The 13685-nt window shown below is 66.0% G+C and carries 14 protein-coding genes; 5 read left to right on the top strand and 9 right to left on the bottom strand.

The features are described from left to right. Positions 1–3 precede the first annotated feature (3 nt). Both AB1A62_RS13800 and AB1A62_RS13795 read right to left on the bottom strand, forming a co-directional pair. A complete protein-coding gene (locus AB1A62_RS13800; RefSeq protein WP_366662034.1) occupies positions 4–987 on the bottom strand; it encodes an NAD(P)H-binding protein in 984 nt (327 codons plus the stop codon). Positions 988–1271: 284 nt separating this feature from the next. Beyond that, the gene (locus AB1A62_RS13795) at positions 1272–1520 is read right to left on the bottom strand and encodes an EF-hand domain-containing protein (RefSeq protein WP_366662033.1); all 249 of its coding nucleotides are present in this window, start codon (positions 1518–1520) and stop codon (positions 1272–1274) included. A 385-nt stretch (positions 1521–1905) separates the two neighbouring features. Between AB1A62_RS13795 and AB1A62_RS13790 the strand changes: the two genes are divergently transcribed. Beyond that, positions 1906–3021, top strand: coding sequence for an adenylate/guanylate cyclase domain-containing protein (locus AB1A62_RS13790; RefSeq protein ID WP_366662032.1), 1116 nt, complete (start codon positions 1906–1908; stop codon positions 3019–3021). A 15-nt stretch (positions 3022–3036) separates the two neighbouring features. On the opposite strand, the gene AB1A62_RS13785 is transcribed toward AB1A62_RS13790, so the two are convergent. Continuing rightward, entirely contained in the window at positions 3037–3480 is a 444-nt protein-coding gene (locus tag AB1A62_RS13785) for a nucleoside deaminase (RefSeq protein ID WP_366662108.1), read from the bottom strand. A gap of 174 nt (positions 3481–3654) precedes the next feature. On the opposite strand from AB1A62_RS13785, the gene AB1A62_RS13780 reads away from it, so the two are divergent. Next, positions 3655–4023, top strand: coding sequence for a DUF1428 domain-containing protein (locus tag AB1A62_RS13780; protein WP_366662031.1), 369 nt, complete (start codon positions 3655–3657; stop codon positions 4021–4023). Between the two features lie 16 nt (positions 4024–4039). Here the strand turns inward: AB1A62_RS13780 and AB1A62_RS13775 are convergent, their stop codons facing one another. Next, positions 4040–5419 carry an MATE family efflux transporter gene (locus tag AB1A62_RS13775; RefSeq protein WP_366662030.1) on the bottom strand — a complete coding sequence of 460 codons (1380 nt, stop codon included), beginning with the start codon at positions 5417–5419 and terminating at the stop codon, positions 4040–4042. Positions 5420–5530: 111 nt separating this feature from the next. Between AB1A62_RS13775 and AB1A62_RS13770 the strand changes: the two genes are divergently transcribed. Next, complete coding sequence (locus tag AB1A62_RS13770) at positions 5531–6181, top strand: TIGR02453 family protein (protein WP_366662028.1); 651 nt, start codon at positions 5531–5533, stop codon at positions 6179–6181. 3 nt (positions 6182–6184) lie between these two features. Here the strand turns inward: AB1A62_RS13770 and AB1A62_RS13765 are convergent, their stop codons facing one another. The 5 genes from AB1A62_RS13765 to AB1A62_RS13745 form a co-directional block, all read right to left on the bottom strand. Next, positions 6185–7141, bottom strand: coding sequence for a hypothetical protein (locus AB1A62_RS13765; protein ID WP_366662027.1), 957 nt, complete (start codon positions 7139–7141; stop codon positions 6185–6187). Between the two features lies 1 nt (position 7142). Further along, positions 7143–7778, bottom strand: a complete 636-nt coding sequence (locus AB1A62_RS13760) for a DUF1007 family protein (protein ID WP_366662026.1) — start codon at positions 7776–7778, stop codon at positions 7143–7145. Positions 7779–7840: 62 nt separating this feature from the next. Further along, on the bottom strand, positions 7841–8782 hold the full coding sequence (gene ppk2, locus AB1A62_RS13755) for a polyphosphate kinase 2 (RefSeq protein ID WP_366662025.1): 942 nt from the start codon (positions 8780–8782) through the stop codon (positions 7841–7843). A 177-nt stretch (positions 8783–8959) separates the two neighbouring features. Then, on the bottom strand, positions 8960–9568 hold the full coding sequence (locus tag AB1A62_RS13750; RefSeq protein WP_366662024.1) for a peroxidase-related enzyme: 609 nt from the start codon (positions 9566–9568) through the stop codon (positions 8960–8962). Between the two features lie 142 nt (positions 9569–9710). Further along, positions 9711–11126: a pyridoxal-dependent decarboxylase gene (locus AB1A62_RS13745; RefSeq protein ID WP_366662023.1), complete on the bottom strand. Its 1416-nt coding sequence runs from the start codon at positions 11124–11126 to the stop codon at positions 9711–9713. Positions 11127–11439: 313 nt separating this feature from the next. On the opposite strand from AB1A62_RS13745, the gene parE reads away from it, so the two are divergent. After that, a complete protein-coding gene (gene parE, locus AB1A62_RS13740; protein WP_366662022.1) occupies positions 11440–13398 on the top strand; it encodes a DNA topoisomerase IV subunit B in 1959 nt (652 codons plus the stop codon). A gap of 4 nt (positions 13399–13402) precedes the next feature. Further along, a complete protein-coding gene (locus AB1A62_RS13735; protein ID WP_366662021.1) occupies positions 13403–13624 on the top strand; it encodes a hypothetical protein in 222 nt (73 codons plus the stop codon). Positions 13625–13685: the final 61 nt, after the last annotated feature.

Genomic DNA, 13685 nt, shown 5'->3' with positions numbered 1-13685 from the left:
GCCTCAGGACGCCTTGGCGCCCGCGGCGTCCTTCATCGCATCAACGCCCTTCTTCCACAGGTTGCCCTGCCACAGCTCCTCAAGGCCGGTCTCGCCGCTGACCCCCTTGGTGGTCAGGTAGTCGTAATAAGACGTCGGCTTGTGCCCGGTGATATTGTAGAAATCCGGGCTGCAGCGGGTGTAGAAGCCGTTGGTCAGGTACTCGAAGAACTCGGCGCGGGTGGCGCCGAAATCCGCCTCGAACTGCTCCATGGATTGCGGGCGGTATTCGATCTCCCGGCCCATCGCGCGGCCCAGGTCAGCCGCAATCTCCGCCATCGACTGCGGCGCCGGGCCGGTGATGTCATAGAACTTGTTGCCATGCCGCTCCGGCCCCTCGGCCAGCACCACTGCCGCCGCCTCGGCAATATCGCGGGTGGCCACAAAGGAGTTGCGCATATCCCCCAGCGGGTTGGAGAACCAGCCCTCGTTTTCGATGGTTTCGCAGTCGGTCTTCAGCAGGTGGTTCATGAAGAAGTTGTTGCGCAGCGCGGTCACGGTCAGGCCTGCATCGATCAGCGCCTTCTCGCCCCACCAGTAGTGCTGCAGCATCAGCGGAATGCCCGCGCCCGGGCGCGAGGCATGGGTATCCGCATCATAATCAGCGGTATTGGTGTCCGCGCCCATGCAGCTGACGCGCACCACATGGCTGATCTGGTCCTTGCGCGCCCCCAGCGCCTTGCAGAAGTTCAGGTGGCCCTCCAGCATAGGGTCGAGCGAGGCGGAATAGATGGCCGATACGCCCTCCAGCGCCGCGTCCCAGGTGGCCGCGTCCGACAGGTCGAACTTCACCGCCTCATCGGCCCCCAGCGCCTTCAGCTGCTCCGCCTTGGTCTCGCTGAAATAGCAGGCCCGCACGGTGAACCGGCCGCCCTGCGCCAGCCGCGCCACCAGCTCGCGGCCGATACGGCCGGTGGCCGAGGTGATGAGAACGATGGGTTTGGACATGGGACAGCCTCCTGATGCCGCGGGCGGGCTGCCGCCCGGCGCGCGGGTTTCAATTCTGCGCGGAGCCTACAGCCAAGCCGGCTGCGGCAATCCCTGAAACCCGACTCAAAAGGCTGCGCATTCGTCACCTCCACGGCGCGGCCTGCCGGAAACGGAAAAGGCCCCGCAATGCTGCGGGGCCTTTCTGCCGCTCTGCCGTCACGCTGCGCGGCTGGAAGGGACGGTCGGCCGCCCCCGAAAGGCGGGGGAGCCGCGTGACGGCGCGCCGGCGGCGGCGAGCGGGATCAGCCCGCCTGGGTCAGAACGCCGGCTTCGATCGCCGCGCTGACCTCTGCCGCGTCGGCTTCGCCGTCGGCATTGGCATCAACGGTGGCAAAGGTTTCCGCGGTCAGGTCCGGGAACGCCAGCTGAAGCTCTTCCAGCGAGAAAGTACCGTTGCCATCAGCATCCAGCTCTGCGGCCAGGTCCTTTGCAGCCAGCGGCGAGGCGGTCAGGGCAGCAACAGCAGCGGCGGTCAGGGCAAACTTTTTCATGTGAGACACTCCAGTCATCCTTTGGTTTGTTGCGGTGCGCGGCGTGTCCCGCGAACCGTGACAAACAGCTAGGACCTGCCCCGGCACTCCGCCATCCCCCAACCGCAATCAGCCGGAACCCCGGCGTAATGGCGCCGTTTTTCCCGTTTCAAATAAGCAGGTTACCGCTTCAGCGCCCGGACCGGCCTTTGTCCGCGCAAGCCCCGCGCCCGATCCTGCGGCTTTCCGCCCGGCCGATGGAAAATGCACCTGCGGCGGGAACCAATCCGCGTGTTGCGATTCACGATTTGCAGTCGGCAACCGGGATCAAGGCCCCGCCGCAGAAAATATGCTAGACTCAGTATTTGCGGCACCGGGCCCCAAGGCCCGCCGGAGCAACGCAGCCATGAAACCGAAGATCGAGAAACTGAACGCGCTGGGGTCCCGCTATGCGGAGGCCATGGCGATGTGCGGCCTGGCCGATGATCTGCTCGATCCCGACTTGCTGGACGCCCGCCCCTTCCGCTTTGCCGAAGGCGAGCATCTCTGCTCCCGCGGCGATCCGGCGACCTGCCTCTGGATCGTGGTTGAGGGCTCCGTTGCGATCCGGGAAGACGGCCACACGCTGTTTGTCCGCCGCCGCAACGAGGTGGTCGGAGAGCAGCATCTGGTCGGCAACGGCTACCAGCGGATCTATGACCTGGTGGCCAATGAGACCAGCGTCGAGGTGCTGGTGGTCGACAAGGCCAAGATTGAACAGCATCCGGAAGCCGGGAAGATCTGGCGCAACATCGCCAAGATCATCTCGATCAAGCTGCGCGGCGCCAGCCGCCGCACCGCCTCGCTCAGCCAGCAGCTGGCGGATGACACCCGCATCCTGCACGCCTACACCAACGAATACGCGCTCAGCCGCCGGATGCAGGCCGGCGCGGGCCAGCAGACCGGCTATGCCGTGGACCGGGCGGTGATCTGGTTCTCGGATGTGGTGAACTTCAGCGGCTACACCACCAGAACGCCGCCGGAGCGGATCGCCGACATCGTGCAGCGGTTCTTCAATGCCCAGACCCAGCCGATCCAGCAGCATGGCGGCCATATCGACAAGTTCATCGGCGACGGGCTGATGGCGTTCTGGGTGCTCGGCTCCGCCGCCGACTCCGCCCGCAGCATCTGCACCGCCGCCCTGCGCGCCGCCGAGGAAGCAGTGGCCGCCGTGGCCGGCATCACCATCGGCAAGCAGGCGCTCGGCCTGCGTATCGGCCTGCACGCGGGCTATGTGCTCAGCGGCGACTTCGGCTCCGCCACCCGCCACCAGTTCACCCTGATCGGCCCGGAAGTGAACAAGGCTGCCCGGCTGGAGCAGGCGCATCAGGAGGATGTGACAGGCGGCAGCGGCCGGATCGGGCCGATCCGCATCAGCCCGGAACTGCGCGATGAGCTTGGCGGGATCGACCGGAAGCGCTTTGGCAACAAGATCACCGTCCGCGCCAAGAACATTGGCGCGCTGGAGTTTTTCACCGGCTGACAGGCGGGGGCGGTGCTACTCGGCGATGTCCTCGGCCCACAGTTCCGGTTTCTCGCGGATAAACCGCTCCATCAGCGCGATGCAGTCCGGATCCTCGGCAATCACCACCTCAACGCCCTTGGAGCGCAGGAAGTCCTCGTTGCCGCCGAAATTCTGCGTGTCGCCGATCACCACCCGCGGGATGCCGAATTGCACAATGGTGCCGCTGCACATCATGCAGGGCGACAGCGAGGTATAAAGAACCGTGTCCCGGTAGGTCTTTTGCCGCCCCGCCTTGCGCAGCGCGTCCATTTCGCCATGGGCAATCGGGTCGCCCTTCTGCACCCGCTGATTGCGCCCCTGCGCCACCACCTGGCCACCCCGCGCCAGCGCCGATCCGATCGGGCAGCCGCCCTCGTCAAACCCCGCCTTGGCTTCCTCATAGGCAATGCGCAGCAGGCGCCTGTCATCGTCGGTCATCATGGGAAACGGCCTCTTTCTGAATGAATACAATGCTCTTTGGAAACCCTGCCCGCAGGGCCCGGGGCGGTCAACCCTGCGCGGGCACCCGCCCCGGGGCTGGAGCAGAACGCTCTGCCGTGCCACACTTGCACAGGCCGGGCGCTGCCCGCGCTGCTGCCAGGGAGGGCCGCCATGTATGTCGCCGGTTTTGTGATCCCCGTCCCCGAGACGAACCTCGAGGCCTACAAGGCCTGGGCCAAGGCCAGCGCCGCCCTGTTCCGGGAATACGGCTGCCTGGAAATCGTCGACGCCTGGGAAGACAACGTGCCCGACGGCCAGCAGACCGACTTCCGCCGCGCCGTTGCCGCCCGCCCGGACGAGAAGATCGTGCTCAGCTGGCAGGTCTGGCCCAGCAGGGCAGAGATGGAAGAGGCCGAGGCCCGGATCGCCAAGGACACCCGCTTTGACATCCCGGTCGAGATCCCGTTCGACCACAGGCGCCTGATCCTCGGCGCCTTTACCCCGATCCACACCCTGGGACGCGAGGACGGCGCAGGCTGACACGCGTGCGCCGGGCCTAGGCCGGCGCCCCCACCGTCTTGATCGAACGGCGCCAGAACCGCAGCATCAGGAACAGGCCGGCGGTGGTCAGGCCCGCAACCAGCCCCATCCAGACGCCGACGCCGCCCCAGCCCAGCACAAAGCCGAAGGCATAGGAGGCCGGAATGCCCACCGCCCAATAGCTGAGCGCGGCAATCACCATCGGCACTCCGGTGTCCTGCACCCCGCGCAGCAGCCCCAGCGCAACCGCCTGCATGCCGTCCATCAGCTGAAACAGCGCAGCCGCCGCCAGCAGCGCACCGCCGATCAGCAGGATCCCGTCCTTCTGCGGGTCATCCGCATCCAGGAACAGCGACATCAGCGGATCCGGGATCGTCAGGAACAGCGCAATCGCCACCGCCGACACCAGCAGCGACATCACCGTCACCACCTTGCCGCCGCGCGCCATATGCTCCCGGTCGCCGCGGCCAAAGGCATTGCCCGCCCGGATCGTGGCGGCATTGGACAGCCCGAGGTGCACCATGAACGTCAGCCCCGCCAGCGAGATGGCGATCCCGTGCGCTGCCAGCGTCACCGTGCCCAGCCAGCCCATCATCATCGCCGAGGCCGCAAACAGGCTGGCCTCCGCCAGCGTCGTCAGGCCGATCGGGGTTCCCATGCGGAACACCTTGCCCAGCATCTCCCAGTCCGGACGGTGAAAGTTCTTCAGCAGCTCATGCTGCGGCAGCGCCCGCAGCGCATAGGCCAGCACCAGCGCAAACGACACGCCGTTGGTCACCAGCGAGGCAATTGCCGCCCCGGTGATGCCCAGCTCCGGCGCGCCCCAGTTGCCGAAAATCAGCGCATAGTTCACCAGCGCATTGATCACCGCCGCAAACACCGACAGCCACAGCACGATCTGGGTGCGCTCCAGCGCCGCCAGATAGGACTTCGCCACCATGTACAAAAGCGCCGGAAACAGCGCCCATCCGGCAATCCGCAGGTACTCAGCCGCGTCATGCGCCACCTGCGCCTCCTGCCCCAGCATCAGCAGGATCGGCTCCGACCACCACAAGAGCGGCATCGCCGCCGCGCCGTATGCCAGCGACAGCCACAGCCCCATCCGGGTCGAGCGGCGGATCTGCCGCTCCTCGCCCGCACCGGCCGCCGCCGCGACCATCGGCATCACCGCAAAGGCAAAGCCAGAGCCCAGAAGGAAGATCGAAAAGAAATAGGACGAGCCCAGCGTCACCGCCGCCAGCTCCGCCACCCCGTACCAGCCCAGCATCACGGTATCGGTCAGGCCGATGGCAAACTGCGCCACATGGCCGCCGATCAGCGGCAGGCCAAGTACGGCAATCGCGCGCGCGTGGCCGCGCAGGGGCATCTCGGTGTGTCTGGTCTGTGGCGTGCTCATCCTGCCAGCCTTAGGCGCCCCCGCACGCCCCGGCAAGGGAAGAGTTTCCTTGCCTGCGCACAGGCCCATGGTGGTATTCTGCACAGGCAACCCTTTGCAGGAGCCCATTGAATGACCGACGCCTTTGCCCAGCTGATCCCCGACGCCCGCGCCTTTCTGGCCGAGCTTGCGCAGAACAACAGCCGGGACTGGTTCACCGCGCATAAGGACCGCTACGAGGCGCAGCTGAAATCCCCCGCGCTCCTGTTGATGGATGAGGTGGCGCAGGCGATCTCCCGCCGCAGCGGAACGCCGGTCACCGCCAAGCTGTTCCGCCCGCAGCGCGACGTGCGGTTCTCCAAGGACAAGACGCCCTACACCACCCATCTGCACATGATGTGGACCCTGAACGGCGCAGGCTGCGCGCTGTTCTTCGGCGTCGCGCCGGACTACTGCACCGCAGGCGGCGGCATCATGGGTTTCAGCAAGGCGCAATTGCCGCGCTGGCGGCAGGCCGTCGACGGCGCCTTCGGCGACGAGACCGCCGCGCTGGTGGACATCCTCGCGCTCAAGGGGTTCGCCGCCAAGGACCCGGAGCTGAAACGCGTCCCCGTCCCCTATGGCAAGGCCCATCCCCACGCGGCGCTGCTGCAGCGCAAGTCGCTCACCTTCTGGCACGAGATGTCAGAACGCGAGCAGGCCGCCCCGATGGGCGCGCTGATGTCCGCTTACCTGACGCAGGAGCCGATGTTTGCCCTGCTGGACAGCGCTCTGGCGGAATGATGCCTAGAGCGCCCGCAGCATGATCTGGCTGGCCAGCACGGCCACCACCGCGCCGGCAAGGATCTCCAGCACCGCCGCCGCCCGCAGCGCACCGGTGCCTTGCATCTGCGCCAGCGCCCCCTTGCGCATGGTGACCGCCGCAACTGCCACCGCCACCGTCACCGTGGCGGTGCCAACCCCCATAGCAAAGGCGCCGGCAATCCCGGCCCACAGCACCCCCATCCGCCAGGTCAAGAGCAGCAGGAACACAGCGCCGGTGCAGGGCCTGAGCGCCACCGCGCCCACAATCGCCAGCGCGTCGCGCAGCGAATGCACATTGGCCGCCTCCTCCGCCGTCGGCCCGTGCCGGTGGCCGCAGGAGGCGCAGGCGCCGCCGCCGTGATCATGATCGTGCCCGCGGCGGTGGCCGTGATCATGGCCGTTTCCATCATGATGGTGCCCGGGATGGCCTGCCGCCTGAACCCTGCGGCTCGCCAGCAGCCGCCGCAGGCCCCGCGCCAGCAGCCAGACGCCCACCAGCGCAATCAGCCCGTAGGACAGCGGCGCCAGAACATCCTCCGCCGCGCTGGTCAGCTGCTCGCGGCCCCAGTCCAGCAGCAGCAGCCCGCCCGCGACCAGCAGCACCGCCGTGGCCGCCTGCGCCAAAGAGGACGCCAGCGCCAGCCCGGCCAGCCGCAAGAGCGGCACCGGCTTGCCCATGCCGTAGCCGCCGATAACCAGCTTGCCATGCCCCGGCCCGGCGGCGTGAAAGAACCCGTAGGCGAAACACAGGGACAGCAGCGCCATCAGCGCCCCCGGCTCCCCGGCGCGCAGGGCCCGCAGCCCCCGCGCCATCGCGTTCTGCGCCTCGCGCTGGCCCTCCGCAGCCCAGGCGGTCACTGCCCCGGCACCGCCAAAGCCCCAGAGCCAGAGCGCCAGCGCAGCCACGCCCAGCGCTGCTATGGTTAATAAAATCCTCACCTTACGCGCCGCAGCTCAACCGCACGGTATCGGCAAAGGCTTCGCCCACCTCCGGGTAGGCCTCCTCCGCCTGTTCCGCAGGCATTGCATAAAGCAGCTCCTCCACCAGGGTATAGGCCTGATCCAGGTTGGGCGGGGTAATGCTGCCCTGGCAGCCGCCGGTGACATCCAGCCCCTGGTTCACCGTATAGGCGGTGTAATAGGTCGGGTCATAGGCCTTGATCACCACCCCGTCCGCCGCCTGCGGCCGGGCCAGAACCCGCCGGTGCCGGGTGGTGATCCGCCCGTCCTGCACCTCGGTCGAAAGATGCTCCGGCGCGCCCAGCGCCAGCACCTCGCCCTCCTGCGTCAGATAGGTGTCGCCCTGAAACCCCTCGCTCCAGGCCAGGTCAAAGCCCTGCAGCTGCGCCAGTTCCTCCGCCGTCAGCACCCCGTCGAAATCGCTGTCCAGCCCTTTATCCTCGAAGATCAGCAGCGAATAGAACTCATCATAGGCCCAGGTGATCTCCACCGCCTGCAGCTGCCCGTCGTCCGAGACCACAACCTTCATCCCGGTATCGACAAAGATATGCGGATGCGCCCCGGCGCCCTGCGGGGCCAGCAACGCAAGCGTCAGCAAAGGAACAAAACGTTTCATGCCCAAAGATCTAAGCCCAGTTGGACGGCCCCGCAAGCGCCGGGCCGCACCGCCGGCGGGGATCAGCGCGCTCTGTTCTCCGGATGCAGCGCCTTGCCCAGAATGTGGTCGGACTGGTGAATCACGTGATGCGCCTGTCCGACAATCAGCGGATCCGGCTCCCGGGCGATCTCGGGGTCCTTGCCCGGATACTCCAGCGAGGCCAGGAAATGCCGCATGCAATTGATCCGCGCCCGCTTCTTGCAGTTCGACTTGATCACCGTCCAGGGGGCATCCGCGGTGTCGGTGTAAAAGAACATCGCCTCCTTGGCCTCGGTGTAATCATCCCATTTCCCCAGCGACGCCTTGTCGATCGGCGACAGCTTCCACTGCTTCAGCGGGTCGGTCTCGCGTGAGACGAACCGACGCTTCTGCTCCTCCTGGGTGACCGAAAACCAGTATTTGTACAGCCGGATGCCGGAGCGCACCAGCATCCGCTCGAACTCCGGCGCCTGGCGCATGAATTCCAGGTATTCGTACGGCTCGCAGAAACTCATCACCCGCTCGACGCCTGCCCGGTTGTACCAGGACCGGTCATAGAAAACGATCTCGCCGCTGGTCGGCAGGTGCTGCACATATCGCTGGAAGTACCACTGCCCGCGCTCCTCGTCCGAGGGTTTGTTCAAGGCAACCACCCGGGCAGAGCGCGGGTTCAAGTGCTCGGTGAACCGCTTGATGGTGCCGCCCTTGCCCGCCGCATCGCGGCCTTCAAACAGCATCACGAACTTCTCGCCGGTCTCCTGCGCCCACAGCTGCACCTTCAGAAGCTCCGCCTGCAGCCGCGCCTTCTCCGCCTCATAGGCCTTGCGCGCCATCTTCCTGGGGTATGGATACTTGCCGCTCTCGAACGCGCGGCGGATATCCTCGGCACTGGGGGCGCGGGCCTCAGATGCGGCTTCGGCAGGCGCAGGTTCAGGCGCTGCCCCTGCGGCGTTGTTCACGATCTTGTCTGCTGCGGCGTCCATCAAAAACTCCCTCTTTCAATCTGCGCCGCAACCTTACCGCCGCCGTGGCCGCCCCGCGCTGACCTGCATCAAAAGATATGCCAATCGCACAACAAAAGACGGCCGCTGAGGGCCGTCTGCTCCGTTCCGGTCTCAAATACGCCAGGGTCAGGCCCCCAGGGCCGAGGCGCTGCGCCCCTACTTGTGCCCCCAGTCATCCGGGTTCTCCGAATTGTTCGGGCTCAGCCCCAGCACATCCCCCTTGGTGGAGCACCCAAGCCCCAGCACCGTCCGGTTGGCATAGGCGAAATAGGCGGTGACCTGGTTGATCTCCAGAATCTGGCTATCGTCGAACCCGGCTTCCCGCAGGGCCTCGATATCCGCCTCTTTCACGCTGGACGGCTCCTCCGTCAGCATCCGCGCATAGCCCATCGCCAGCACCTGCGCAGCCTCCAGCGGCGCGCCCTCCGGATCGCGCGCCTCAATCGCCGCGCGGATCGCCCGCCCGCGCGCCTCATCCCCCAAAAGCCGCTGAAGGCCTGCAAAGTGGTGCTCGACGCAATAGGCGCAGTCATTGAGGCTGGAGACCCAGACCCCCAGCACCTCCAGGAACCATTTCGGCACCTTGTTGCCGGTGTGGTGCAGCACGTTCTTGTACAGCGCCATATGGCCTTCCATCGAATGCGGCCGCAGGGAATGCACCATCATGATGTTGTCGACGTTGTTGCCTGGCCCGGTCACCCGCTCATAAAGCTTCTTCAGCTTGCCGGTTGCCTCTTCAAACGGAACGGTCCTGATCCAGGCCATGTCTCTCTCCCTGACTGACTGGCCCGGAGAGTAGCGAGTTCAGATCTTACGGAAAGACGGAACCGAACGTCACAAATGTTCTGCCAGGCAGCACCGCCGCCCCGCGCCTGCCTGCCCCCCGGCAGGCGCGGGGCTCATAGTTTTATTGTGCCGCCACCCGCGCCACCGCGGCAATAGCCGCCCGCACATCCGCCTCGCGGCTGCGGTGGTTGGTGATGGCGGCGCGCAGCATCACCCGGCCGCCCGCACGGGTGGTTGAGAACACCGCCTCGCCGCTTTCCTGCAAGGTCTGGGCGATATGCGCGTTCAGCGCCGACTGTGCCTCCCGGTCCAGATCGCTGCGCGCTGTGAACACGCAGACGTTCGACACCACCGGCGCCCCCAGTTCCATCCGGGGCTGCGCCTCCACCTCCGCCGCCATGAACGCCGCCAGATCGCAATTGCCGGTGATCGCTTCCGAGAACGCCGCCTCGCCATAGGTCTCCAGCGCCGTCCACACCTTCAGCGCCCGGTTGCCGCGGCTCAGGTCGATGCCGTAATCGCAGAACCACGGCTCGCCGCCCGCCAGCCCGCGCTCGGCGCCTTCCAGATAGGCTGGCCGCGCCGCAAAGGCCGCCCGGTGCTCGTCTTCATTGCGTATAAGCGCCATGCCGCAGTCATAGCCCACATACATCCACTTGTGGAAATCGAGCGCGATGCTGTCGGCCCGCCCGATCCCATCACTCAGCGACCGGTAAGGTTCATCTGCAATCCGCGTCCAGGCGCCAAAGGCCCCGTCCACATGCAGCCACAGCCCCAGATCCGCCGCCGCATCCGCCAAGGCATTCAGATCATCAAACAGCCCCAGATCCACGGTTCCCGCATTGCCGACCACCAGAAAAGGCACCGCGCCCGCGGCTTTGTCCTCTGCCACCATCCGGGCCAAGGCCGCGCAGTCCAGCTTGCCCTCCGCCAGCGGCACCTTGCGCAGGTTGTCCGAGCCGATGCCCAGCAGCTCCACCGCCTTCAGCGTCGCGTTATGCACGCCCTCGCCCGCATAGGCGGTCAGCCGCACTGCACCCTGCCCCTGCTTGCGCAGGTCCTTCAGCACCCGCAGCCGCGCCGCCTGAAAGGCGATCACCGTCGCCTGCGAGGTACCGGTCACCAGAATGCCGCTGGCGCCGTCGGGCATCCCCATCTTGGCCCGCGTCCAATCGACCACCGCGCGCTCCATGTAGTTCGCGCCATGGTCACGCCCGCCCATGTTGGCATTGACCGCCGCCGCCGCCAGAGAGCTGATCAGGTCCGAGGCCAGCCCCGAGCCCTGCACCCAGCCCCAGAACCGTGGGTGAATATTGCCGCCGTGATAGGGCAGCACGTCCTCGATGATCCGGTCCACGGTCTCCTGCGGCCCGCGCGCCTCCGCCGTCACCGCATAGCGCGCATCAATGTCTTCCGGCACTGGCTGCCACGGGCGCTCCGCCGCCTCTTGCATCTGGTCCAGCGCCGCCTCCAGCATCCGCTGCGCCTCGGCCCGGAACGCCACCCAATCCTGCGTTTTGATCCCCTTCTCAGCCACCTGCGCACCCTCCTCCTGCCTGCCGCTGGCCGAGGTTTAGCCCGCAAGCCCCGGAACCGCACGGAGAATATCGACGCACCCGGATAACCGGAACTTACCTTCGGCGGATTGAAAACTTGCCCGGAGCTGAGCGCCCCGCAGGTCAGTTGCACCGCTCCGTCCCCCGGGCCGGCTCAGCCCGCTCTGCTCAAATCCTTAAGCATTGCAAAGGCCTGCTGTGCTTATCCACAGCCCCTTGCGTCCCTCTTCCACCCGGCCCCAACACCTGCCATAATGGGCGTCAATCAACACCAAGGAAGAGCAGCTCCCGCACATGGCCGACGACCTCCTCAGCACGCCCGCTTCTGAGACTTATGACGCGTCCTCGATCGAGGTCCTGGAGGGCCTCGAACCGGTCCGCCAGCGCCCCGGCATGTATATCGGCGGCACCGATGAGCGCGCGCTGCACCATATGGTGGCGGAAATCCTCGACAACTCGATGGACGAGGCCGTCGCGGGTCACGCCAACCGCATCGAGGTGACCCTGCACTCCGATTACGCCGTCACCATTTCCGACAACGGCCGCGGCATCCCGATCGACCCGCACCCCAAGTTCCCGGACAAATCCGCGCTTGAGGTGATCCTCTGCACCCTGCACGCGGGCGGCAAATTCTCCGGCAAGGCCTACCAGACCTCGGGCGGCCTGCACGGTGTCGGCTCCTCCGTCGTGAACGCGCTGTCGGATTCCATGGTCGTGCAAGTGGCCAAGAACAAGGAGCTGTTCGAGCAGCGCTTCTCCCGCGGCCTGCCGTTGGGCCCGGTTGAGAAAATCGGCGCCGCCCCCAACAAGCGCGGCACCTTCGTGACCTTCCACGCCGATGAGGAAATCTTCGGCCACCACCGCTTCAAGCCCAAGCGCCTGTTCACCCTGGTGCGCTCCAAGGCCTATCTGTTCTCCGGCGTCGAAATCCGCTGGAAATCCGAGATCGACGACGGCGAAACCCCGACCGAGGCCACCTTCCACTTCCCCGGCGGCCTCAAGGACTACCTCACCGAAGTCCTTGGCAAGTCCTCCGTCTATGCAGACGTGCCTTTTGCCGGCAAGGTCGAGTTCCGCGAGAAATTCGGCGAGGCCGGTTACGTGGAATGGGCGATCAACTGGACCCCCTCGCGCGACGGCTTCACCCAGTCCTACTGTAACACCGTCCCTACGCCCGAGGGCGGCACCCATGTGACCGGCTTCTGGGCCGCGATCCTCAAGGGCATCAAGGCCTACGGCGAACTGGTCGGCAACAAGAAGGCAGGCCAGATCAACCGCGACGACCTGATGGCGGGCGGCTGCGCGCTGGTCTCCTGCTTCATCGCCGACCCGGCCTTTGTCGGCCAGACCAAGGACCGCCTCTCGACCGAGGCCGCCAACAAGATGGTGGAAAACTCGGTCCGCGACCATTTCGACAACTGGCTCGCCGCCGACACCAAATCGGCCGGCGCCATCCTCGACTTCCTGATCCTGCGCGCCGAGGAACGCCTGCGCCGCAAGCAGGAGAAAGAGACCCAGCGCAAATCCGCCACCAAGAAACTGCGCCTGCCCGGCAAGCTCACCGACTGCACCTCCAAGGACCGCTCCGGCACCGAGCTGTTCATCGTCGAGGGCGACTCGGCGGGCGGCTCCGGCAAGGGCGCCCGCAACCGCACCAACCAGGCGCTGCTGCCGCTCAAGGGCAAGATCCTCAACGTCCTGGGTGCCGCCTCCAACAAGCTCGGCTCCAACGCCGAGATCAACGACCTCTGCGAGGCGCTGGGTGTCGGCCTTGGCACCAAGTTCAACCTTGATGACCTGCGTTATGACAAGATCATCATCATGACCGACGCGGACGTCGACGGCGCCCATATCGCCTCGCTGCTGATGACCTTCTTCTTCACCCAGATGCGCCCGCTCATTGACGGCGGCCACCTCTACCTCGCCTGCCCGCCGCTGTTCCGCCTGACCCAGGGCGCCAAACGCGTCTACTGCCTGGACGAGGCGGAGCGCGACAAATGGCTGGAAAAGGGCCTGGGCGGCAAGGGCAAGATCGACGTGAGCCGCTTCAAGGGTCTTGGCGAAATGGACGCCAAGGACCTGAAGGAGACCACGATGGACCCGGCCACCCGCAAGCTGATCCGCGTCACCATCGACGAGGACGAGCCCGGCGAGACCGGCGACCTGGTCGAGCGCCTGATGGGCAAGAAACCCGAGCTCCGCTTCCAGTATATCCAGGAGAATGCGAAGTTCGTGGAGGAGCTGGACGTCTAAGCCGATGGCATTCAAGCTTTTCGCCGGCTTATTCTTGGCCCTGCATGTTTTCTTCCTCGCCCTTCTTTACATCAAGGCCAGGGAGAAAGACCCATCGCTTGGCATCCTGGGTTTTTGGTTTGGACGCGCGCGGCCTCACCCAGCGCTTCAGTTGCTGATGTTGCTGGCGTCCGCAGCTACTGCCTGGATGCTGACCGCCATCAGCGTGGCCGTGTTTTTCTCCTGATCGCAGTGATTGCATTCAGTCACCACGCGCATAAAGTGAAGCGAAATCGCAAGAAACGAAA

Origin of the sequence: Leisingera sp. JC11 (genome assembly GCF_040704725.1) — a bacterium.
Taxonomy (GTDB): Bacteria; Pseudomonadota; Alphaproteobacteria; order Rhodobacterales; family Rhodobacteraceae; genus Leisingera.
Note: the sequence above shows the minus strand (reverse complement) of the source record. Positions and strands in the feature narration are given on the sequence as shown.

Excerpts from the sequence above, each read along its gene's own strand:
- AB1A62_RS13785 (WP_366662108.1), bottom strand. The coding sequence starts at position 3,480 with ATGACCGACGATGACAGGCGCCTGCTGCGCATTGCCTATGAGGAAGCC.
- ppk2 (WP_366662025.1), bottom strand. The coding sequence starts at position 8,782 with ATGGACGCCGCAGCAGACAAGATCGTGAACAACGCCGCAGGGGCAGCG.
- parE (WP_366662022.1), top strand. The coding sequence starts at position 11,440 with ATGGCCGACGACCTCCTCAGCACGCCCGCTTCTGAGACTTATGACGCG.
- AB1A62_RS13760 (WP_366662026.1), bottom strand. The coding sequence starts at position 7,778 with ATGAAACGTTTTGTTCCTTTGCTGACGCTTGCGTTGCTGGCCCCGCAG.
- AB1A62_RS13800 (WP_366662034.1), bottom strand. The coding sequence starts at position 987 with ATGTCCAAACCCATCGTTCTCATCACCTCGGCCACCGGCCGTATCGGC.
- AB1A62_RS13780 (WP_366662031.1), top strand. The coding sequence starts at position 3,655 with ATGTATGTCGCCGGTTTTGTGATCCCCGTCCCCGAGACGAACCTCGAG.
- AB1A62_RS13775 (WP_366662030.1), bottom strand. The coding sequence starts at position 5,419 with ATGAGCACGCCACAGACCAGACACACCGAGATGCCCCTGCGCGGCCAC.
- AB1A62_RS13790 (WP_366662032.1), top strand. The coding sequence starts at position 1,906 with ATGAAACCGAAGATCGAGAAACTGAACGCGCTGGGGTCCCGCTATGCG.
- AB1A62_RS13795 (WP_366662033.1), bottom strand. The coding sequence starts at position 1,520 with ATGAAAAAGTTTGCCCTGACCGCCGCTGCTGTTGCTGCCCTGACCGCC.
- AB1A62_RS13770 (WP_366662028.1), top strand. The coding sequence starts at position 5,531 with ATGACCGACGCCTTTGCCCAGCTGATCCCCGACGCCCGCGCCTTTCTG.
- AB1A62_RS13750 (WP_366662024.1), bottom strand. The coding sequence starts at position 9,568 with ATGGCCTGGATCAGGACCGTTCCGTTTGAAGAGGCAACCGGCAAGCTG.
- AB1A62_RS13735 (WP_366662021.1), top strand. The coding sequence starts at position 13,403 with ATGGCATTCAAGCTTTTCGCCGGCTTATTCTTGGCCCTGCATGTTTTC.